The 21029-nt window shown below is 72.2% G+C and carries 16 protein-coding genes, 2 tRNA genes and 1 pseudogene; 5 read left to right on the top strand and 14 right to left on the bottom strand.

Going from position 1 to position 21029, the window contains the following annotated elements; translation table 11 throughout:
* Positions 1-18 precede the first annotated feature (18 nt).
* Entirely contained in the window at positions 19-837 is an 819-nt protein-coding gene (gene hisN / locus ACQYWQ_RS21310) for a histidinol-phosphatase (RefSeq protein ID WP_431036666.1), read from the top strand.
* Positions 838-1602: 765 nt separating this feature from the next.
* Here hisN and ACQYWQ_RS21305 read toward each other — a convergent pair.
* Positions 1603-3081 (bottom strand): catalase, encoded by a 1479-nt coding sequence (locus ACQYWQ_RS21305; protein ID WP_431036665.1) that lies wholly within the window; start codon positions 3079-3081, stop codon positions 1603-1605.
* Positions 3082-3188: 107 nt separating this feature from the next.
* Between ACQYWQ_RS21305 and ACQYWQ_RS21300 the strand changes: the two genes are divergently transcribed.
* Positions 3189-3605: a Fur family transcriptional regulator gene (locus tag ACQYWQ_RS21300; RefSeq protein ID WP_431036664.1), complete on the top strand. Its 417-nt coding sequence runs from the start codon at positions 3189-3191 to the stop codon at positions 3603-3605.
* Positions 3606-3702: 97 nt separating this feature from the next.
* Here ACQYWQ_RS21300 and ACQYWQ_RS21295 read toward each other — a convergent pair.
* The 4 genes from ACQYWQ_RS21295 to ACQYWQ_RS21280 all read right to left on the bottom strand — a co-directional run bounded on the left by ACQYWQ_RS21295 (position 3703) and on the right by ACQYWQ_RS21280 (position 9501).
* Positions 3703-3779: transfer RNA gene (locus ACQYWQ_RS21295), tRNA-Met, on the bottom strand.
* A 90-nt stretch (positions 3780-3869) separates the two neighbouring features.
* Complete coding sequence (locus ACQYWQ_RS21290; protein ID WP_431039284.1) at positions 3870-5666, bottom strand: sel1 repeat family protein; 1797 nt, start codon at positions 5664-5666, stop codon at positions 3870-3872.
* A 762-nt stretch (positions 5667-6428) separates the two neighbouring features.
* A tRNA-Met gene (locus ACQYWQ_RS21285) sits at positions 6429-6502 on the bottom strand.
* A gap of 71 nt (positions 6503-6573) precedes the next feature.
* Entirely contained in the window at positions 6574-9501 is a 2928-nt protein-coding gene (locus tag ACQYWQ_RS21280; RefSeq protein ID WP_431039283.1) for a UPF0182 family protein, read from the bottom strand.
* A gap of 226 nt (positions 9502-9727) precedes the next feature.
* Between ACQYWQ_RS21280 and ACQYWQ_RS21275 the strand changes: the two genes are divergently transcribed.
* On the top strand, positions 9728-10285 hold the full coding sequence (locus tag ACQYWQ_RS21275) for a PPA1309 family protein (protein ID WP_431036662.1): 558 nt from the start codon (positions 9728-9730) through the stop codon (positions 10283-10285).
* A gap of 216 nt (positions 10286-10501) precedes the next feature.
* Here ACQYWQ_RS21275 and ACQYWQ_RS21270 read toward each other — a convergent pair whose 3' ends face one another.
* The 4 genes from ACQYWQ_RS21270 to ACQYWQ_RS21255 form a co-directional block, all read right to left on the bottom strand.
* Positions 10502-11599, bottom strand: a complete 1098-nt coding sequence (locus ACQYWQ_RS21270; protein WP_431036661.1) for a YlbL family protein — start codon at positions 11597-11599, stop codon at positions 10502-10504.
* An 89-nt stretch (positions 11600-11688) separates the two neighbouring features.
* Positions 11689-11880, bottom strand: coding sequence for a hypothetical protein (locus ACQYWQ_RS21265; RefSeq protein WP_431036659.1), 192 nt, complete (start codon positions 11878-11880; stop codon positions 11689-11691).
* A 181-nt stretch (positions 11881-12061) separates the two neighbouring features.
* On the bottom strand, positions 12062-12493 hold the full coding sequence (locus ACQYWQ_RS21260; protein WP_431036657.1) for a molybdenum cofactor biosynthesis protein MoaE: 432 nt from the start codon (positions 12491-12493) through the stop codon (positions 12062-12064).
* Positions 12494-12538: 45 nt separating this feature from the next.
* Positions 12539-13648, bottom strand: a complete 1110-nt coding sequence (locus ACQYWQ_RS21255; protein WP_431036656.1) for an SDR family oxidoreductase — start codon at positions 13646-13648, stop codon at positions 12539-12541.
* 213 nt (positions 13649-13861) lie between these two features.
* Between ACQYWQ_RS21255 and ACQYWQ_RS21250 the strand changes: the two genes are divergently transcribed.
* Positions 13862-15334, top strand: coding sequence for a zinc-dependent metalloprotease (locus tag ACQYWQ_RS21250; RefSeq protein ID WP_431036655.1), 1473 nt, complete (start codon positions 13862-13864; stop codon positions 15332-15334).
* Complete coding sequence (locus ACQYWQ_RS21245; protein ID WP_431036654.1) at positions 15331-15861, top strand: NUDIX hydrolase; 531 nt, start codon at positions 15331-15333, stop codon at positions 15859-15861. The genes ACQYWQ_RS21250 and ACQYWQ_RS21245 overlap by 4 nt, the downstream gene beginning before the upstream one ends.
* Positions 15862-16113: 252 nt before the next feature.
* Here the strand turns inward: ACQYWQ_RS21245 and ACQYWQ_RS21240 are convergent, their stop codons facing one another.
* The 5 genes and pseudogenes from ACQYWQ_RS21240 to ACQYWQ_RS21220 all read right to left on the bottom strand — a co-directional run bounded on the left by ACQYWQ_RS21240 (position 16114) and on the right by ACQYWQ_RS21220 (position 20985).
* Positions 16114-16848 (bottom strand): AIM24 family protein, encoded by a 735-nt coding sequence (locus ACQYWQ_RS21240; RefSeq protein WP_431036653.1) that lies wholly within the window; start codon positions 16846-16848, stop codon positions 16114-16116.
* A 14-nt stretch (positions 16849-16862) separates the two neighbouring features.
* Positions 16863-17543: an AIM24 family protein gene (locus ACQYWQ_RS21235; RefSeq protein WP_431039282.1), complete on the bottom strand. Its 681-nt coding sequence runs from the start codon at positions 17541-17543 to the stop codon at positions 16863-16865.
* Positions 17544-17581: 38 nt separating this feature from the next.
* Positions 17582-19265 (bottom strand): annotated as a pseudogene (locus tag ACQYWQ_RS21230) (TerD family protein).
* 860 nt (positions 19266-20125) lie between these two features.
* Positions 20126-20431 carry a hypothetical protein gene (locus ACQYWQ_RS21225; protein WP_431036652.1) on the bottom strand — a complete coding sequence of 102 codons (306 nt, stop codon included), beginning with the start codon at positions 20429-20431 and terminating at the stop codon, positions 20126-20128.
* Positions 20428-20985: a sugar nucleotide-binding protein gene (locus ACQYWQ_RS21220; RefSeq protein ID WP_431039281.1), complete on the bottom strand. Its 558-nt coding sequence runs from the start codon at positions 20983-20985 to the stop codon at positions 20428-20430. Before ACQYWQ_RS21220 ends, ACQYWQ_RS21225 begins: the two co-directional genes overlap by 4 nt.
* Between the last annotated feature and the right edge of the window lie 44 nt (positions 20986-21029).

The raw sequence follows: 21029 nt of genomic DNA, 5'->3' as shown, positions 1-21029 counted from the left end.
CGTGGATACTGTTCGGCCATGCCCGACTACCACGATGATCTGCGCCTCGCTCACGTCCTGGCCGACGCGGCCGACGCCACCACGATGGAGCGCTTCAAGGCGCTGGATCTCAAGGTCGAGACGAAACCCGACCTGACGCCCGTGACCGAGGCGGACAAGGCGGCCGAGGAGCTGATCCGCTCCCAGCTCCAGCGGGCCAGGCCGCGCGACGCGATCCTCGGCGAGGAGTACGGGCTGCGCGGCACGGGCCCGCGCCGCTGGGTCGTCGACCCGATCGACGGCACGAAGAACTACGTGCGCGGGGTGCCGGTCTGGGCGACGCTCATCTCGCTCATGGAGCTGGTCCCCGGCCGCGAGGGCGAACAGGGCACGTGGCAGCCGGTGGTCGGCGTCGTCTCCGCACCGGCCCTGAACCGCCGCTGGTGGGCGGCGTACGGCCACGGCGCCTTCACCGGACGCAGCCTCACCTCGGCGAGCCGGCTGCGGGTCTCGGGCGTACGGCGCATGGCGGACGCCTCGTTCGCGTACTCCTCGCTCAGCGGCTGGGAGGAGCAAGGCCGCCTGAACGGGCTGCTGGACCTGAGCCGGGCGGTGTGGCGCACGCGCGGCTACGGGGACTTCTGGCCGTACATGATGGTCGCCGAGGGCTCGGTGGACATCTGCGCGGAACCGGAGCTGTCGCTGTGGGACATGGCGGCGAACGCGATCGTGGTCACCGAGGCGGGCGGCACCTTCACCGGACTCGACGGCCGCCCGGGGCCGCACAGCGGGAACGCGGCGGCGTCGAACGGGGCGCTGCATGATGAGCTGCTGAGTTATCTGAACCAGCGGTATTGAGGTGGGGAGAGGGGTGGGGGCCGCGGAGAGAGGTTTCCTGGGGGTCGGGGGGTGACGGGGGTCGGGGGTGACGGGGTGACGGGGTGACGGGGTGACGGGGTGACGGGGGGTTGGGGGTGACGGTAACGGGGGGGTCGGGGGTGAGCAGGGCCGCGTGAGCCGGGCCGCTGTGGGGCGGGGAGCTGAGCAGCCCGGCGTGAGGAGCACCCTCCTGCCGGGGGGCAGCTTCTCCTCCTGCCGCGTGGGCGGCCACCTCCTGCCGGAGGGTGGGTGGGCAGCCCCCTCCTCCGGCTCGGGGGTGCGTGGCCCCCTCCGGCTCGGGGGTGCGTGGCCCCCTCCGGCTCGGGTGTGCGTGGGCAGCCCCCTCCGGGCGTGCGTGCGTGAGCAGCCCCCTCCGGCTCGGGCGTGCGTGGGCAGCCCCCTCGCCCCAGGGGTGCGTGAGCAGTTCCTCCCCCTCCGGGGCGTGCGTGAGCAGCCCTCTCTTCCCGCCCGGGGCGTGCGTGAGCAGCCCTCTCTTCCCGCCCGGGGCGTGCGTGAGCAGCCCCCTCCCGCCCGGGGGGCGTCCCCTATACAAGTCTCCCAAATCCGCACCCCCGCCCCCCGCCCTCCCGCCGATCTGTGGATAACTCGGCGAAACCCGCACAACGCCTCACTCGAACCGGTGAGTCGTTGTGCGGGTTCGCCCACGTTGTCCACAGGCACGCAGCGCGCACACCACGCGGGCCCTCTCCGGGCCCCCGCGGCCGCGCCCGCACCGGCGAGCAGTTACTCGCCCCGTCGCCTTTCCGCCACCGCCTCCTCCAGCCGCTTGCCGAACTCCCCGTCCGCCTTGCGGAAGTTGTCGATCGCGCGCTCCGCGATGTCGTCCCGCGAGACGCCGGCGATCGAGTCGGCGAGGTTGGTGATCAGGCGCTCCTTGGCGTCCTCCGGCATGAGCCGGTAGAGGTTGCCCGCCTGCACGAAGTCGTTGTCCTCGGCGTGCGCGGGCGCCTCGTACTGACCGGTCGCGCCGGAGACCACGGTCGGCTGCCACAGCGCCTGCCCGGTCTGGGCGGGGCCGCCGAAGCTGTTCGGCTCGTAGTTCTTCGCGCCGCCGTGCCGGCCGTCGTAGAGGGAGCCGTCGCGGCTGTACGTACGCGCCTCGGCCGCGTGCGGGCGGTTGACCGGGAGGTGGTCGGCGTTGATGCCGACGCGGTAGCGGTGCGCGTCCCCGTAGGCGAAGAGGCGGCCCTGGAGCATCTTGTCGGGCGAGGGGCCGATGCCGGGCACGAAGTGCGCCGGGCTGAAGATCGACTGCTCGACCTCGGCGAAGATGTTCTCCGGGTTGCGGTTGAGTTCCAGCTTCCCGATCTCGATCGGCGGGTAGTCCTCGTGCGGCCACACCTTGGTGAGGTCGAAGGGGTTGAAGCGGTAGTTCGCCGCGTCGGCGGCGGGCATGATCTGCACCTGCACGGTCCAGCTCGGGTACTCGCCGCGTTCGATCGCCTCGCGCAGGTCGCGCTGGTGCGAGTCGGGGTCCTCGCCCGCGAGCTTCGCCGCGTCGGCCGCGGTGAGCGTCTTGATGCCCTGGTCCGTCTTGAAGTGGTACTTGACCCAGAAGACCTCTCCGGCCGCGTTGTTCCACTGGTACGTGTGCGAGCCGTAGCCGTTCATGTGGCGGTACGAGGCCGGGATGCCGCGGTCGCCGAAGAGCCACGTCACCTGGTGCGTGGACTCGGGCGACAACCCCCAGAAGTCCCACACGTTGTCCGGCTCCTGGGAGCCGGTGTACGGGTCGCGCTTCTGGGTGTGGATGAAGTCGGGGAACTTGATGGCGTCCTTGATGAAGAAGACCGGGGTGTTGTTCCCGACGAGGTCGTAATTGCCGTCCTCGGTGTAGAACTTCAGCGCGAAGCCGCGCGGGTCGCGCACGGCGTCCGGGGCGCCGAGGTTGCCCGCGACGGTCGAGAAGCGCAGGAAGGTCTCCGTCCGCTTGCCGACCTCGGAGAGGAAACGGGCCCGCGTCCAGCGGGTCACGTCGGCCGTGACGGTGAAGGTCCCGTAGGCGCCCGCGCCCCGGGCGTGCACGACGCGCTCGGGGATGCGCTCGCGGTTGAAGTGGGCGAGCTTCTCCAGCAGCGACTGGTCCTGGACGAGGACGGGGCCGCCGATGCCCGCGCTCTCGCTGTTCTGGTTGTCGGCGACCGGAGCCCCGGCCTCGGTCGTGAGTGGTCCGTGTCCCTGTGTCACTGCTGCCTCCCGCATCGTTCGACCTGCTGAGGCGATCCTACGATGGACTCTGTCTAAGTCAAGCTGGCATCCAAAGCGACACACGTTCGGAATCAGGCCGGTCGCCTGTTACCCTTTGCCCTATGAGTGACCTTCTGGAACGGCTTCGTGGGCGCGGCTGGCGCATGACGGCGCAGCGCCGCGTGGTCGCCGAGGTACTCGACGGCGAGCACGTCCATCTGACCGCCGACGAGGTGCACGCGCGGGCCGCTCAGCGGCTCCCCGAGATCTCGCGCGCCACCGTGTACAACACGCTCGGTGAGATGGTCTCGCTCGGTGAGGTCATCGAGGTCGCGACCGACCACCGCGCCAAGCGCTACGACCCCAACGCGCACCACCCGCACCAGCACCTGGTCTGCGCGAACTGCGGCGCCATCCGCGACGTCCGCCCGGCGGGCGACCCGCTGAAGGACCTCCCCGCCGACGAGCGCTTCGGCTACACGGTCTCCGACGTCGAGATCACCTACCGGGGCCTGTGCCCGGACTGCGCGAGCGCCTGAACTCCCCCGGACCACCGGGAAGGTCCCCGGCACGCCGAAGGCCCGGAGGGACATGCCGAAGGGGCCGGAGATCAATGATCTCCGGCCCCTTCGTACGTGGTAGCGGGGACAGGATTTGAACCTGCGACCTCTGGGTTATGAGCCCAGCGAGCTACCGAGCTGCTCCACCCCGCGTCGGTGAACCCGACTCTACGGCTCGCCCCTGCTGAGAAGCAAATCCGTTGTCCCGCTCACGCGCTCAGCCCACTCACGCGCTCAGCCCACTCACGCGCTCAGCTCCTCACGAAGCGCCTCGCGCAGCCGTCCCGCCCGCTCCGTCACCTCGGCGGGCCCCGCAGCCACGGCGGCGTCGCACCAGTGCTGGCTCTCCTCCAGCTCGCCCCGCCGCGCGAAGAACAGCCCGAGCCGCAGCGCCGCGCGCCCGTGTCCCGCCTCGGCGGCCCTGCGCCACCACAGTGCCGCCTCCGGCTCGCCGCCCTCGCGGGCGAGCAGCAGCCCGAGGTTGAAGGCCCCGTTACGGCTGCCCGCCTCGGCGGCCGCGCGGTACCAGCGCGCCGCCTCCTCGACCTCGCCGCGCTCGGCGGCGAGCATCCCGGCCCGTACCTGGGCGCGCCGGTGGCCCTGCTCGGCGGCGCGCTCGTACCAGGCCGCGGACTCGTCGCGCGCGGCCACGCTGCTCTCGCCGAGCCGGGGCGGGCCCTGCGGCGGGCGGCGGGCGTCGAGGAGGGCGGCGAGGCGGTACGCGCCCTCCGCGCTGCCGCCACCGGCCGCGCAGCGCAGGTGCCGCTCGGCGGAGCGCTCGTCGCCTTCGCGCAGGAGGGCCATGCCGACCTGGAGCGCCGCCTCGGTGTGCCCTGCCGACGCCGCCCGCTCGTACCAGCGCAGCGCGCCGTCCTCGTCGCCGCGTCCCGCGTGCAGGATGCCGAGGTTGAAGGCGGCGTCGACACTGCCGGTCTCGGCGGCCTTGGAGAACCAGGGCTCGGCGCCGGCGGCGTCCCCGGCCTGGAGGAGCATGACGGCGAGCGCGTTGGAGGCCTCGCGGTGGCCGGCGTAGGCGGCGCGGCGGTACCACTGCTCGGCCTGTGCGGTGCGGCCCTGCGCGACGCACAGGAGGGCGAGGTTGTAGGCGCCGTTGTGGTCGCCCGCGTCCATCGCCGCGCGGTACCAGCGTTCGGCGGTCTGGTGTTCGCCGCGCTCGGCGTGCAGGGCGCCGAGCGCGTTGGCCGCGTTGCCGTCGCCGTCCTGGGCGGCCTTGAGCCACCACACGGCGGCGTTCTCCTCGTCGCCCGCGTCGCGCAGCAGGAAGCCGAGGGCGCAGGCGGCGCGCGTCTCCCCCTCGCGTGCGGAGCTGAGGTACCAGCGGCCCGCCTCCTTGAGCTTGCCGCGCCGCTCCAGGAGGGCGCCGAGCTGGAGCGCGGCGCCGCGGTGGCCGCGTGCGGCGGCCTGGCGGTACCACTGCTCGGCCTCGCGGGTCAGCTCCTCTGCGCGCGCCTTGCCCTGCTCCTTGCCCCGGTCCTTGCCCTGGTTCTCGCCGTCCGCCGGGGTCCTGGGCCCGGGGACGGGGGCCGCGCCCTTGGGGCGGGCGGGCTGGGGCCGGCGAGGTCCTGGCAGGACGGGGCCTCTGGCACGGCGCGCGGTGTCGCGGGCGCGACGCTCCAGGGTCCTGGCGAGGCGGTACGAGGCCTCGCGGTGCCCGTGCTCGGCGGCGCGGCGCAGCCAGCGTTCGGCCCCGGCTTCGCCGCGGTGCTCCAGGAGGTCGGCGAGGGCGAAGGCGCCGTGGACGTGGCCTTGTTCGGCGGACTGGCGCAGCCAGTACTCGGCGGCGGGTTCGTCGCCGCGCTCGCGGTGGTGGCGGCCGAGCGAGTGCGCGGCGGCCGCCGAGCCCGCGACGGCGGCGACGCGCCACCAGCCGGCCGCCTCTTCCTTGTAGCCGCGTTGGTGGAGCAGGACGCCGAGGTTGTTGGCCGCGGCGCGGTCGCCCGCCGATGTGGCCGAGCGCAGGTAGGGCTCGGCCTCGTCGAGGGCTCCCGCGCGCAGGAGCTGGGCGCCCAGCTCGCTCATCGCGGCGGTGTCCCCGGCCGCGGCCGCTGCCCTGCGGCGCGCCTCTGCCTCGGCGTCCGTGAGGTCGGGCGCGAGGGTGTCGGGCGCGGGGCCGCCGGGCGGCGGAACGGGGGCGGCGAGGGGCTCGGGCGCGGGGTCGCCCGCGAGGTCGGCGGCGCCGGTGAAGTCGCCGGCGGGCTCAGCGGGGGCGGGCGCGGCGAACAGCGTGTCGGTGCCCCTCGGCACCGGCCGGGCCACGGCCGGGGCGGTGCCCGGTCCCGGCTGGGCGATGCCGGGGGGCGGGATCAGCGCCGTACCGCTCTCGGCCTCTTCGGCCCACGGCGCACCGGCGGGCGTGAACCGTCCCGATTCCCACCACGTCGCCCTGTCCCCCACAACGTCCATCGTCGCACCACCCGCGAGCCCGTACACCTGGTATATCCGGGTCCCCTTGAGGTCTCTACAGCTAATTGAGGTCTCTACAACGTTTTATCGACATGCCCACATGCGGGCACGTCAAACTCGGAACACCCAACTACCCCCGTACTGTTCACTCTTCACATGCGGAGGCTCTCCGATCTCGGTCCGTCCGTACAGCCGACACACGGGGCGGGACCCAGGAGGTCCCAGCCTCGCGCGGCGGGCCGCCGTGCGGATGAGTAGTCGTACTCAAGCAGAGGGGACTGACAGGCTCCGGTACGTGCCCCTGAGGGCGGTCGTCGCGGTGTGCCCGCACAGCAAAGAAGACCCGGGCCCCTTTCGGGACCCGGGCCTCCTCCTTCGTAGCGGGGACAGGATTTGAACCTGCGACCTCTGGGTTATGAGCCCAGCGAGCTACCGAGCTGCTCCACCCCGCGTCGTTGTGATCACCACGCTATCACGCGGAACGGGGCGGGCCCGCCCCCGAAGGCCGGGGGCGGGCACTGCCTCAGGCGCTGGAGCCCGAACCTTCCTTCTTCGGGGGCGACTTGGAGTCGGAGGACGACTTCGAAGCCGCGTCCTGCGCCTTCGCCGCGCGCTCCAGGGCGTCCTGGAGGCGGTCCTGCGCGTCCCCGTACGCCTTCCAGTCGCCGTCCTTGAGGGCCTTCTGCCCGTCGTCGAACGCCTTCTCGGCGTCGTCGAGTGCGCCTTGCAGGGTCTTGTCGCCCTTGGCGGGCGGTTCCTGCTTCTGCTCCTCGTCCTGGTCCTGGTCGCCCGGCGGGGTCTCGGACTCGGCGCCGAAGACGACGTTGAGCGCCTTGTCGAGGGTCTCCTCGAAGGCCGTCTTGCCGGCGTAGGTGACGAGGACGCGCTTGAGCAGCGGGTACTTCAGGCCGCTGCCGCGCACGTAGACCGGTTCGACGTAGAGGAACTCGCCGTCGAGCGGCACGGTGAGCAGGTTGCCGTACTCGACTTCCGAGTCACCACCACGCAGAAGTCTGATCTTCTCGGCGATGGCCTCGTTCGAGTTGAACTTGCTCTGCACCTGTTTGGGCCCGTCGGTCGTATCGGCCGTGGGCATTTTCAGGAGCGTGAGTCTGCCGTAGTCCTTCGTGCCCGCCTCGGCGTTCACGGCCATGAAGGCGCTGAGGTTGTCGCGCCCGTTGGGGGTGAAGGTCGTGGTGAGCGAGAAGGCCTGGTTGCTCTCGCCGGGCATCTTCATGCTCAGGTAGTACGCCGGGATGGAGTTGCCCGTCTTGTTCGTCGGGTCGTCCGGGACCTGCCAGACCTCGGAGCCGCTCAGGAAGGTCTGCGCGCTGTCCACGTGGTAGCGGGTGAGCAGTTCGCGCTGGACCTTGAAGAGGTCCTGCGGGTAGCGCAGGTGCTCCATGAGCTGCGGCGAGATCGCCGAGCGGGGCTCGACGGTGTGCGGGAACGCCTTCATCCAGGTCTTGAGGACGGGGTCCTCGGTGTCCCACTCGTAGAGCTTGACCTCGCCGGTGTACGCGTCGACGGTCGCCTTCACGGAGTTGCGGATGTAGTTGACCTGGTTCTGCTGGGCGACGACGGCGCGCTGGTTGTTCGCCGCGGTGAGCGAGTCGGCCGTGGTGTCGCCGAGCGTGGTGCGCGAGGCGTACGGGTAGCCGTTCGTCGTGGTGTAGGCGTCCACGATCCACTGGATCTTGCCCTTGACGACGGCCGGGTAGGCGTCGCCGTCGATCGTGAGCCAGGGCGCGACGGCCTCGACGCGGTCCTTCGGGGTGCGGTTGTAGAGGATGCGCGAGCCGTCCCCGATGGCGCCCGAGTAGAGGATCTGCGGCTCGCCGAATGCCACCGCGTACGCGGCCCGGTTGAGCGGGTTGGAGAGGCTCACGCCGCTCTTGCCCGTGTACCTGGTGGTCTTCTCGCCGTTGTCGTCGGAGTAGTCGATCTCCTTCTGGGGACCGCCGACGATCGAGTACTGCGTCGTCTTCTCGCCGTAGTAGACGCGCTGCTCGTACGTGCCGAGGTCGCCCTTGGAGGGCAGGTCGGACTCGGTGAAGACGGGGCCGCCGCCGGAGTCCGCGTTGTCGCCCTCGGCGGCGACGACGCCGAAGCCGTGGGTGTAGCGGAAGTGGTCGTTGATCCAGTTCCGCTTCGGGACGCCGTTGAGGTTCAGCTCACGGAGCCCGATGACGGTGTCCTGGTCGTTGCCGTCCTTGTCCTTGTACCTGTCCACGTCCAGGTTCGAGGGGAACGCGTAGTAGTTCCTCATCTGCTGGCGCTGCTGGAAGGTGGGCGAGACGATGTTGGGGTCCATGAGCCGGTAGCTCGCCGCCTGGTCGGCGTCGGCGCGCAGCTTGGACTTGTCGTCGGTCTCGCTCTTGCCCGGGTACTCGCTGACCTTGGCGTCGTCGATGCCGTACGCCTTCTTGGTCGCTGTCAGGTTCTTCTGGACGTACGGGGCTTCCTTGGCCTGCTCGTTGGGCTGGACCGTGAACTTCTGTACGACCGCCGGGTAGAGGCCGCCGATGAGGATCGCGGAGAGCACCATGAGGCCGAAGCCGATCACGGGGAGCTGCCAGGTGCGGCGCCACAGCGTCGCGAAGAAGAGCAGCGCGCAGATGATCGCGATGCAGAAGAGGATCGTCTTCGCCGGGAGGTAGGCGTTGGCGTCGACGTACCGCAGGCCCGTCCAGTTGTCGGTGGCCTTGAAGTCGCTCGACTTGACGGCGAGTCCGTAGCGGTCGAGCCAGTACGCGATCGCCTTGAGCGAGACGAAGATGCCGAGCAGCACGGAGAGGTGCCCGGTGAACGCCTTGGTGACGCGCTGGCCGGGGCTCGTGACGCGTACCCCGCCGTAGAGGTAGTGGGTCAGGAGCGCCGCGATGACCGACAGGACGACGGCGGCGAAGCCGAAGCCGAGCAGGAAGCGGTACCAGGGCAGGTCGAAGGCGTAGAAGGAGACGTCCAGGTGGAACTGGGGGTCCTTCTGGTGGAACGACTGCCCGTTGACCCACATGAGCCAGGTGCGCCACTGGCCCGCCGCCGAGGCCCCCGAGACGAGGCCGACGAGGGCGGTGATGCCCAGGAGGAGCCACTTCTTGTACGGGGCGATGCCCATGCGGTAGCGGTCGAGGTTCTGCTGTTCCATCGACATCGCGCTGAGCGGGGGCCGCAGCCGGTGCGCCAGCCAGATGTTGACGCCGACGGCGGCCGCCATGAGCAGCCCGAAGACGACGAAGAGGCCGATCTTCGTCTTGAGGGTCGTGGTGAAGACCGAGGAGAAGTGGAGCGACCGGTACCAGAGCCAGTCCGTCCAGAAGCCCGCGAACATGACGAAGATCATGGCCAGGACGGCCAGGACGCCGAGCGTCAGTAGCAGGGTGCGGACCCGCCGGGAGGGGCGGCCCACTCTGATCCGTGGCCCCGTCGGGCCTCCGCCGCGGTCCGGCATCTGGAAAGCCAAGGTGCGCACCTCGAAGTTCGCTGTGGTGGTGGTCGGTCGGTAGGCGTGATGCTGCCGCGTGGGTTCGGCGGGGTGTCACGGACCCGGTCGGCTAACCGATTGAGCCTGATTCGCCCCATTTATGGGGCTCACGCGGCGAGTCCCACACCCATGCAACTTAACGAAGCTTTACTCAGTTCCCGTCCTGGCCCCTGAAGAGGGCAGGATATTGCCCATGTCCAAAGATTCCCCCGCCAGCCCCCCACCCGCAGCGACCCCCCTCACCCGTGCCGTACTGGAGATCGATACCTATGCGGCCGGTCTCGGCTGGGACCAGCCGGCCCGGCTCTTCGCCCTCGTCGACACGGGCCGGCTGCGCGCCGAGGAACCCGAACTCGCCGAGCGGCTCGGGCTCGCGGAGGAGGCGGCGGCAGGGACGCTGACCCCGGTCGAGCAGGAGGAGGTCCCCGCCGACGTCCCGCTCGATGAGTTCCTCGCCACGATCGGCTGGCCGGACGCGGTCGCCGGCTGCGCGCTCACGATCGAGCGCCTCATGCTGCCGCCGTCCGCCGAGGCGAGCGTCCCTGAGAACCTCGACGAGGCCGGGCTCGCCGCGTGGGTCGCCCAGCACCCGGAGCGGCAGGAGGTCAGGATGACCGTCGCCGTACTGCGCGACGGGGGCCGCGAGTCGGCGCTGCGGCTGCGCGAGAAGGACTCCGAGCTGGATGTCCTGACGGGCGCTGACCTGGTGCCGGGTCTCGCGCAGGCACTGGAGGCGACGTTCGCGGCGTAGCCGGGGGCGCGTACGCGGCGTAGGAGCGTTCGCGGCGTAGGAGCGTTCGCGGCGTAGGAGCGTTCGCGGCGTACGCGGCGTACGGGGGCGGGGCGTGGCCCCCGGCCCGTACGGACGCCGCCTGAGCCGCGTACGACGCAGGGGCGGGCCCGCGACGGGCCCGCCCCTTTTCCGTGCCCGCGAGGGGCCTCAACGGCGCGCCCGGACGCGGACCGGTCAGCTCTTGGCGCAGGAGGGCAGGTCGCCCGTCCTGCCCGCGCGGATCTTGTCGAGGGCCTTCACGGCGTCGCCGATCGTGCGCACCTTGACGAGGGTGAGCCCGTCGGGGGTGTCCTCGCTCGCCGCGGCGCAGTTGTCGGCGGGGGTGAGGAAGTACTGGGCTCCGGCGCGGCGTGCGCCGACCGTCTTCATGCCGATGCCGCCGATCGCGCCGACCTTCCCGTTGTCCTCGATCGTGCCCGTGCCCGCGACGAACTTGCCGCCCGTGAGATCGCCGGGGGTGAGTTTGTCGACGAGGCCGAGGGCGAACATGAGCCCGGCGCTGGGGCCGCCGACGTCGGCGAGCTTGATGTCGATGGAGAACGGGAACGTGTGGTCGACCGCCGCCTGGATACCGACGATGGGGCGGCTGGGGCCCTGGTCCTTGCCCGAGCGGACGGTCGTGACGGTGACCTCGCGCGCGCCGCCGGGCTCCTCGTGCCGCTTCTCGGCCGCCGCGGCCTTCGCCGCGGGGATCACGGAGAAGCGGACCCGCTCGCCGACCTTGTGCTTGGTGACGGCCTTGGCGACGTCGTCGGCCTCCTTGACCTTCGTCCCGTCGACGCTCTCGATGACATCGCCCGCGTGCAGCTTGCCCTCGGCGGGGCTGTCCTTGGTGACGGCGGCGACGACGATGCGTGAGGAGACGGGGATCTTCAGTTGCCGCAGCGCCGCGACCTTGGCGCTCTCCTGCGACTGCGAGAACTCCTCGGCGTTCTCCTTCGTCGACTGCTCCTCGGTCGTCCCCTTGGGGTAGAGGTTGTCGTGCGGGACGATGAGCGAGTCGCCCGAGAGCCAGCCCCAGACCGCCTCGGGGAGGTTCATCCGGTAGTCGGGGCTCGTGACGCGCACCGTGGTCATGTTGAGGTGGCCGCTCGCCTCGTAGGTCTTGCGCCCCGAGATCTGGAGCACCGGCTCGCCGTCGTGGTCGGAGAGCGTGTTGACGGTGGGGCCCGGCGACATCTCCGCGTACGGGACCGGGATCAGCACGCCCGCGCACAGGAGTGCGACGAGGACGAGTGTCGAGGTGAGGAGGGTCACGGTACGGCGCGGCATGGCACGACAGTACGGGACGGCCCTGTGTGCGCACGCCCGGGCCCTCGTGGCTCGGCGAACGGGTGAGAACGGCCCGGCTCGGGCCCGGCTCAGGCGCTCTCGGCGGGCTCTTCCCTGGCGGCGCGGGCCGCACCCTGCTTCTCCATCGCGGCGCGGAACTTCTCGTACCCGGCCAGCTCGGGGCCGTCGCCCGTCCTGCGGGTGCGCGCGGCCCACGTGGCCCACAGCCCCGCGCCCACGGCTGCCACAAGCGGAATCAGCAACCACAGGAGTGCGTCCACGCCGGCCTCCGTCTCCCCGACTGCGTCACCTACTGGCTGATCAGCAGATTAACCAGCTGCCAGTGCAACGCTCGCTGGCGGGGTGCGGTTACGCAACCGGAGGAGATTCCCGGCGCGCGGAGCCCACGGACGCGCGGAGCCCACGGACGCGCGGAGCCCACGGACGCGTGGAGCGGGGCGGTCAGCAGGCGCCGACCCACTCCTCGCGGCCGTCGGTGAAGCGCTGGTGCTTCCAGATGGGCACCTCGTGCTTGAGGTCGTCGATGAGGCGGCGGCAGGCGGCGAAGGCCTCGGCGCGGTGCGGGCAGGAGACGGCGACGACGACGGCGAGGTCCCCGATCACGAGATCCCCGACGCGGTGCACGGCGGCGAGGGCCCGTACCGGGAAGTCGGCGGCGACCTTCTCAGCGACGTGTCGCAGCTCGGCCTGCGCGCTCGGGTGGCTGGAGTAGCTGAGCGAGGCCACGTCCTCGCCCCCGTCGTGGTCACGCACCGTACCGACGAAGAGCGCGGTACCGCCCGCCGCGTCGTCCCCGACGGCGGCGAAGACCTCGTCGACGGAGAGCGGCGTGTCACGGATGGCGAGGAGTTTGATCGGATCGGTGTCGGTCATGTCCTCATGGTGTCGTATCGCGGCGCGGATTCCTTCGGGCCGCGGTCAGATGCGGCGCCGCGCCTTCCTGGCCCTGCGGACGAGCGCGGCGGTGCCGAGCAGCGCGACCGTCGCCCCGGCGGCGCCCGCGGCCGTCGCGTCCTTGCGGCCCAGGCGCCGCCCGGCGACCGTACGGCGCCCGGCGACCTCTTCGAGCAGCTCCGCCAGGACCTCCTCGTTGGTCCAGGCGGGGCGCCAGCCCGCGTCGTGGAGGCGGCTGCCGCTGACGACCCACGGATTCATCGTGTAGGCGAGGTCGCCCGCCGGGGAGGGGGTGAGGCCGATGCGGTGCAGGCGGGCAGCGGCGCCGAGAGCGACGGCGGAGGGGAGTTCCATGCGGCGGATGCCGCTCAGCTCCTCGACCTCCTCCTGTTCGAGCCAGCCGTCGCAGCCGACCGCGAGATCCCCTTCGACCTTCTCCAGGACCGCGTACTCCAGGGCGCTGACGAGGTCGTCGACGTGGCAGAACTGCCAGGCGGGCCGGGACCCCGCGACGACGAGGAGGCGAGGGGACTCGAAGTAACGGGTCAGGGCCGTGTCGGTGCCGCCGACGAGTACGGCGGGGCGGAGCACGGTGACGTTGAGCCCGGGGTGGGCGCGCGGGGCGCGGCGGGCGAGGCGTTCGATCTCCAGGAGGTCGCCGACGCCTGTGGCCTCCGCTGTCGCCTTCAGCTCGGCGTCCTCGGCGAGCGGCAGCGGGTTGTCGGGGAGCGCCCCGTAGACCATCGCGGAGGTGCACAGCACGACGCGGTGCACCCCTGCGGCCGCCGCGCAGGTCAGCACGGTCTGGGTGCCGCGCACGTTGTAGGCGGTGCGCGCGGCGGGCTCGGTCTCCAGGTCCAGGTCGACGGCGAGGTGCACGACGACGTCGGCGCCGCGCAGTTTCTCGGCGAGTGCGGGGTCGCGCACGTCGAGCGTGTGCCAGGTGGCCTCGGCGTTCTCACCGCGCTTCTCGTCGATCGCGAGGACCCGGCCGATGGCCTCGGAGGCCACGAGGCGCTCGACGAGAAGGGCTCCGATGCCCGTGGCGGCGCCGGTGACGGCGACGACGGGACCGCGCGCTGCGGACCCTGACGGGTTTCGCGCTGCGCGAACCTGCGGATCTGGGGAACTCACCAGGCGTCTCCAGCGGTTGTCTGTCGTACGTACGGGCATGACGCGTACGTACCAGGTGGCGTCCATCCTGCCGCAGGCAGCGCGTCGGCGGAGCACCGAGCCCCGAGCCGGTCCCGGTGTCTACGCTGGGTGGTACGTACGCGACATGCCCGCACCCCCAGGGGGCAGCCGCCGCCGGACTCGTGCCGGTGGCCCTAACAGCCGAGGAAACCCGTGAGTGACAACCCATTCGGATTCGGCCTTCCGCCGGAGGAGCCGGACGACGGCGACGAAGGCAAGAAGAAGGACAGCACCGGCGGGTCCCAGGGCTCCGGGGCCGGCAACCCGTTCGGCTTCGGCCTGCCCGGGGGCGCGGGCGGGGACAACCCGTTCGCCGCGCTCTTCGGCTCGATGGGGCCGAACGACCTGGGCGCCGCCTTCCAGCAGCTCGGGCAGATGCTGAGCTTCGACGGCGGCCCGGTGAACTGGGACATGGCCAAGCAGATCGCCCGCCAGACGGTCTCGCAGGGCACGTCCGACGGCACGAAGGACCAGAGCGTGGGCCCGGCCGAGCGCGCGGCCGTCGAGGAGGCGGTGCGCCTGGCCGATCTGTGGCTCGACGACGCGACCTCGCTGCCGAGCGGGGCGGGCTCGGCGGTGGCGTGGAGCCGCGCCGAGTGGGTCGAGGCGACCCTGCCGGTGTGGAAGGACCTCGTGGACCCGGTCGCCGAGCGGGTCGGGACGGCGATGGGCCAGGTCCTGCCCGAGGAGATGCAGGCGATGGCGGGCCCGCTGCTCGGCGTGATGCGCTCGATGGGCGGGGCCATGTTCGGCACGCAGATCGGGCAGGCCGTGGGGCAGCTCGCGGGCGAGGTCGTCGGCTCGACGGACATCGGCCTTCCGCTCGGCCCGGCGGGCAAGGCGGCGCTGCTGCCGCTCAACATCGAGGTCTTCGGCAAGGACCTCGGCGTGCCCAAGGACGAGGTGCGGCTGTATCTCGCGCTGCGTGAGGCCGCCCACCAGCGGCTCTTCGCGCACGTGCCGTGGCTGCGCTCGCACCTGTTCGGCGCGGTCGAGGGCTATGCGCGCGGCATCACGGTGGACACGTCGAAGCTGGAGGACGCGGTCGGCAATCTCGACCCGTCGAACCCGGAGCAGCTCCAGGAAGCGCTCCAGTCGGGCATGTTCCAGCCGCAGGACACGCCGGAGCAGAAGGCGGCGCTCGCGCGTCTGGAGACGGCGCTCGCGCTTGTCGAGGGCTGGGTCGACGCGGTCGTGCACGCGGCGGCGAAGCCCCGCCTGGGCTCGGCGGACGCGCTGCGCGAGACGCTGCGCAGGCGGCGGGCATCGGGCGGCCCGGCCGAGCAGACCTTCGCGACGCTGATCGGTCTGGAGCTGCGTCCGCGCAGGCTGCGGGACGCCTCGCGGCTGTGGGCCTCGCTCGCCGACGCGCGCGGCGTGGACGGCAGGGACGGCCTGTGGGCGCACCCGGACATGCTGCCGACGGCGGAGGACCTGGACGACCCGGACGGTTTCGTCCACCGCGAGCAGCTGGACTTCTCCGAGCTGGACAAGATGCTCGGCGAGGCGGCGTCGGGCAAGGGCCAGGACCACCCGGACCTGAGGAAGAAGGACGGCCCGGACGCCGAGGACGAGGCGGGGGACGACTCGCGGGACGACGACGAGGGACGGGGTTCCGGCGCGTGAGTCTGCACGGGGACGCGTACGGCGTCCTGAAGCGGTACGCGGGGCAGCCGGAGCTGCGGGACGCCTACCTCGCGCACCTCGACGCGCACCCGGACGACGGCATGTGGAAGTCGTGCGGCGCCGGGCATGTGACGGCGAGCGCGCTCGTGGTGTGCCCGGAGCGCGGTGAGGTGCTGCTCACGCTCCACCGCAAGCTGCGGATGTGGCTCCAGATGGGCGGCCACTGCGAGCCGGGCGATGTCTCGCTCGCGGAGGCCGCGCTGCGCGAGGCGCGTGAGGAATCCGGTATCGGGGCCCTCGAACTGCACCCGGGCGGCCCGGTCCGCCTCGACCGGCACGCCATCCCGGGCCCGTGCACGCAGCACTTCGACGTGCAGTACGTGGCCCTCGCGCAGGGCGCCGCGGCGGCCCGGATCAGCGACGAGTCACTCGACCTGCGCTGGTTCGGCTACGCGGAGGCGGCGGAGGTCGGCGACTCGTCGGTGGCGCTGCTCGTGGAGGCGGCGCGGGAGACGCTGGGGGTCTGAGCCGGGACGGTACGGGCCCCGGCACGTACGGGCCAGCGGCGGTACACGTACGGGCCTGCGGCGGTACGGGGCGCGGAGGCCGGCCTCACGTGGGGCGGCGCCCCGTGCCCGTACCGCCGTCGGGGCGGCGCCCCGTACCCGTACCGCCGTCGGGGCGGCGCGCCCGTACCCGTGGTGCTGTGCGCCTGTGTCCTGGGGACCCCTGCGCCCGTGTCCGTACCGCCGGTGGAGGCCGTTGCCCGGCCGTCGCTGTCACTCCCAGGCGTTGCCCTGGTTCTGGCGGACGCCGTACTGGCCGCCGATGCCCGCGAGGCCGGCGTTCTGCGGGGGGAGCATCTCGCTGGGCTGGACGAGCACGTGGCCCTGGCCGAGGAAGCTCAGCTCCCAGCCCTCGCCCGTGTTGCCCCGGCGGCGGAAGACGCCGCTGGACTGGGTCTGGGACTGCATCTGCACGCGCAGGGACGTACTCCAGGCGACGACGGCGTCGGAGTCGACGTTGACGTAGTTCTGCCCGGTGACCTGGAGGAGCAGCGGGGTGCCGGAGGTCATGAGGGCGACCTTGCCCGTGCCGGTGAGGTTGAGCTGGTACTTGCCCGAGCCGGAGATGCCGTACTGGCTGTCGACGGCGATGACCTCGGTGTGCAGCGCGGAGTCGAGGGCGAGGACGTAGGCGCTGTCGACGGTCAGGCCCTCGTGGTCGACGTCGAGGATGTGCAGGTACTGGCCGAGGTTCGCGAGGAAGACCGTCCCCTGGCCCGTGCAGCGCATGAGGTCGAGTCCTTCGCCCGTCATGCGGCGGGAGTGACGCTGTCCCGCGCTCTGGTACTCGCCGTCGAACTCCATGAGTCCCTGGTAGGCGACCATCGCGCCCTTGCGGGCGAGGACGTCCTCGTGCCCGGCGAGCGCGATGCGCAGGAGCTGCGGGTTCTGGAGCGTCCATCGCTCCTGGGTCTGCTGTTCGGTGTGTGCGAAGAGCGGGCTCTGCATGTCGGTGTTCCCCCTCAGCCCCGGATACGGAGCCGGTCGGTGCTGTCCTCGCTGGGCTGGACGACGACGATCCCCTGCCCCGAGAAGGCCATCTGGTAGGCCTCGCCGCTGCCGCGGCCGATCATCGATCCGGCCTTGAAACTGCGCTTGCCCTTGACCTTGAGGTTCGGGGACCAGGCGACGAGCGCGTCCGGGTCGACGTACGTCTCGTCGTCGCCGCGCCCGCAGTCGACGACGATCGGCGTGCCGCGCGAGGTGAGCGCGATCCAGCCGTCCCCGCCGACGGTGACATTGAACATGCCCTGTCCAGCGAACTTGGCGAGGCCCTTGACGCGTTCGACGCCCCACTGGAGGTGCGCGTCGAAGGCGAGGATGTTGGTGCCGTTGACGGAGATGCTCTCGCCGCCGAGGTTGAGGACGACGACGTCGGCGCCGTAGTCGGCGAGGTAGAGCAGTCCGTCGCCGCTGCACTTCATGAGCGGGGCGCCCTCGCCGGTGAGCCAGCCCCCGGCGAGCTGGCGCACCGTGGTCGGGTTGGACTCGTACTGGATGAAGCCCTCGTAGGCGATCATCGAGCCGGAGCGGGCGAAGAGGTCGCGGCCGCTGCTCATGGCGATCTTGGCGATGTGGTGGCCGTGCGTGTCCATCCGGGCCTGCACGGGGGTCGCGGCGAAGCCCGCGAGGTGCTGCTGCATCATGCGCTTGCCTTGTCTCTCGTGGTCTCTGGCGGGCTTCAGATCTCGTACGGCTGGACAACGATGAAGTTGCCCGGCGCGCCCCGGAACTGGAGGTTGACCGACTCGCCGCTGTGGCCCGGGTAGGCGTTGCGGCGCAGGCGGACCTGGCTGGAGAGGACGACCTGCGAGGCCGCCGACCAGGCGACGACGGCGTTGGCGTCGGCGAAGGTGGTCGGGGTGACCGGGAGGACGACGGGGGTGCCGTGCGTCTTGACGATCACGGTGCCGGTGCCCTGGAACTGCATCGTGAAGAGCGAGCCGCCGGGGAGACCGTTGCCGTCGATGCGGCGGACCTCGCGCTGGAGGGATTCGTCGAAGGCGAGGACGGACTCGGCGGAGACGCAGATCGCGTCGCCCTGGAGCTCGATGGGGTGCAGGTGGGCCTCGTCCTCGGCGAAGAAGACCTGGCCCTTGCCCGTGCAGCGCATGAGCTGGAGCTCCTGGCCCGTCACATTGCCGACGATGCGGCCCTTGAAACCGGCGCCCTTGTAGCTGAAGTCCACCTTGCCCTGGTAGAGCACCATGCTGCCCTGGCGGGCGAGCACGGGGCTGCCGTCCTCGCCGAGGTCGACGCGGACGAGCTTGTGGTTCTGCTGCGTCCAGCGGCGGCCCGTGGGGACCTCGCGGTACTTCTCCAGGTTGACGGCGACGCCCTTGGGCGAGGTGTCGTCGGGGATGGGCTGGGCGGGCTGCGGGGCGCCGGGGAAGCCGGGCGCTCCGGGGCCGCCCGGGGCGGGCGGGGCCGCGCCGAAGGGGGGCGCGTGGTAGCCGTCGGCGGTGGGGGGCACGGGTGGCGCCGGCGGGGCCGGGGCGGGGGGCTGCGGGTAGCCGGGCGGGGGGCCCGGCTGGGCGAAGGGGAGGCTGCGGGGGGGCGGGGGCCGCCGGGGGCGGGGACAGGGGGGCGACGACGGTGGGGGCGGCGTGGACGTCGGGGGGTTGGGGGGCGGGGGGTGGGGGAGCGGGAGGGGCGAAAGGGGCCGGGGCGGGTGCCGGGGGCGGGGCGGGTGTGGCGAGGGGGGCCGCGTAGGACTGGGGGGCCGCCGTCGGCTGCGGCTGCGGCTCCGGCTCGGGGGTGGCGGGGGGTGCGAAGGGGGGCGGGGCGAAGGCGGGGGGCTGCTGCTGGGCGGGGACCTCGGCCGGGGCCTCTTCCTCCTCCAGGACCTCGCCGCCGAAGTTGCGCAGCAGCGCCGCCAGTCCGCCGTCGAAGCCCTGGCCCACGGCGGCGAAACGCCAGCCGTCCTTGTAGTACAGGTCGCCGACCATCACGGCACGTTCGGTGCTGAACTCGGAGCCGGTGAAGGAGTACCTGGCGACCTCCTCTCCCCCGGCGACGATCCGCAGATAGCCGGGCCCGGCCTGCGACATCTGGCCGTCGCCGTCGATGGTCGCGGTGAAGGAGAGCTTCCTGATCTGCTCGGGCACCCGGTCGAGCGTCACCCGGAACGACTCGGTGTCACCGGCCTGCGGGCCGAGGAGCTGTAGGGACTCCTCGGGGGATTTCGGCTGGTTGAAGAAGATGAAGTACCGGTCGTCGGAGAGCGTCTCCTCGGCATCGAGCCCGAAGCAACTGATGTCGAAGGTGAGCCCGGGGCCGCCGATCCGCACCCCGATGTACAGATCCGTCCCCGCTGTGAGGTCACTGATACGCGCTTTGTGGCCACGCTGGAATTCCCTGGACATACCCGCTGACCGCCCCCCATCCCGTAGATCTCGCCGTGTCGTTCACCGTGCCGCGCCGACACGACCCCGTCCGCACCTACGGACTTGGCTGGTTCCGTACGGTACGAGGCCGCGCCGCCCTCCCACCGCCGCGTCACGAAAAACCGTGCACGCGGCCCCCGGCCGAAAGGGCACGCACGCCCGGCCGGAAAGAGAGGGTGCGGCGGCCAGGCTAACCGCTCGGCGGGTCGGTGCCGAGGTTTGGGGGCGGGGTGGGTGTGCGGGGGGAGGGTGAGTGAGTGCGGGGGCGGGGGGTGCGGCGGGTGCGGGGGGGGGGGGGAGGGTGCGGGAGCGGGGGGTGCGGGGGCGGAGGATGCGGGCGGCGCGCGCGGCGGGGGCGGCGGGGTGTGGGGAGGGAGGACGGGTGAGGGGTGACGGGTGAGGGGTGACGGGTGGGGTGGTGTTGCGGCGGCTGGTGCTGTGTCTGCCCGTGTGCACGGCGGGGGGGCAGCGCCCTCTCGCCGGGGACGGGGGGAGATGGTGCCGCGTTCGTGAGCGTGCTTGGGCGGGGACTGCGGGCTCCTCCAGGGGGAGGGACGCGGGAGGGAAGCGGTGGCGCATACGCCCGTGCGCCTGGCTGAGGACAGCGCCCGCCACCAGGGGGAGGAAGAAGAGGAAGCCGGTGCCGCGTCCGCCTGTGAACTGTGGGCCTGTACGCCTGTCCGTGCGTCCGCCCGCCCGCCCGCCCGTCCGCCCGCCCGGCCCAGGACAGCCCCCTCCCTCCCGGGGGGCGACCCCAATACCATCCTCCCCCACCCCACCCCCAACCCCCACCAATCCCCCCGAATCTGTGGACAACTCGGGGAAACCCGCACACCGCCTCACCCGTCAGGGTGGCGCGAATTCCCGGTTCGCTCCGTGTCGGGGCGCCCGCTTGACAGGAACTCACGCGCCCCGCGCAGCCGGGTCCGTACCGCGCGTCGCGTCTCCGCACCGGCGATGAGACGGATCACCGAGGGCCCCGAGGGGCGCTTGCCCGCCCGCAGCGCCCCGGCGTCGAGCCCGTCCCGTTCCGCGAGGAGCGTCCCGAGTTCGTACCGGCTCAGCGCCTCCGCGCCGCCCAGGTGCACGACGCCCCCACAGTCCCCTTCGGCGAGTTCGCACAGCGCCGCCGCCAGGTCCGTCACGTGCACAGGACACCGCACGTCGTCCGTCCACAGCGTGCCCCGCCGTCCCCGGCCAGCGCGTGAACGAGGCGCTCGTGCTCCGACGGCCGCCCCGCGTCGCCGATGACGAGTGACGTACGGGCCACGACCGCGTCAGGCGCGACGAGCCGCACCACCGTTTCCGCGGCCGCCTTCGCCGCGCCGTACGGCGTCACGGGATCGGGCGCGTGATGCTCCGCGTACGCCGGGAGCCCGCCGGAGAAGACGGCGTCGCTGGAGACATGGACGAGGCGGGCGCCACGGCGCGCCACCGCCAGGGCGAGCCGCCCGGCGCCCTCGGCCGTGACGGTCCGGTCGGCGCCGCCGCTGCTCACGTTGACCACGACCCGCGGCGCCACCGCGTCGACGAGCCGGTCGATCGCCGCGCCGTCGCGCAGGTCGAGCGCGTGCCCGACGACACCGGGTACGGCGGGCGGCAGTCCGCCGCGGTACGTCGCGTGCGTCGCGTGCCCCTCGGCAGCCGCGCGCCGCACGAGTACGGAACCGACGAAACCGCTGCCACCCACGACGAGCATGCGCACGACGACACGTGAGGCGGAGGCGGGTAGCGCGCGAAACG

Origin of the sequence: Streptomyces sp. P6-2-1 (genome assembly GCF_050613165.1) — a bacterium.
Taxonomy (GTDB): Bacteria; Actinomycetota; Actinomycetes; order Streptomycetales; family Streptomycetaceae; genus Streptomyces.
This window is presented reverse-complemented; position numbering and strand designations above follow the sequence as displayed.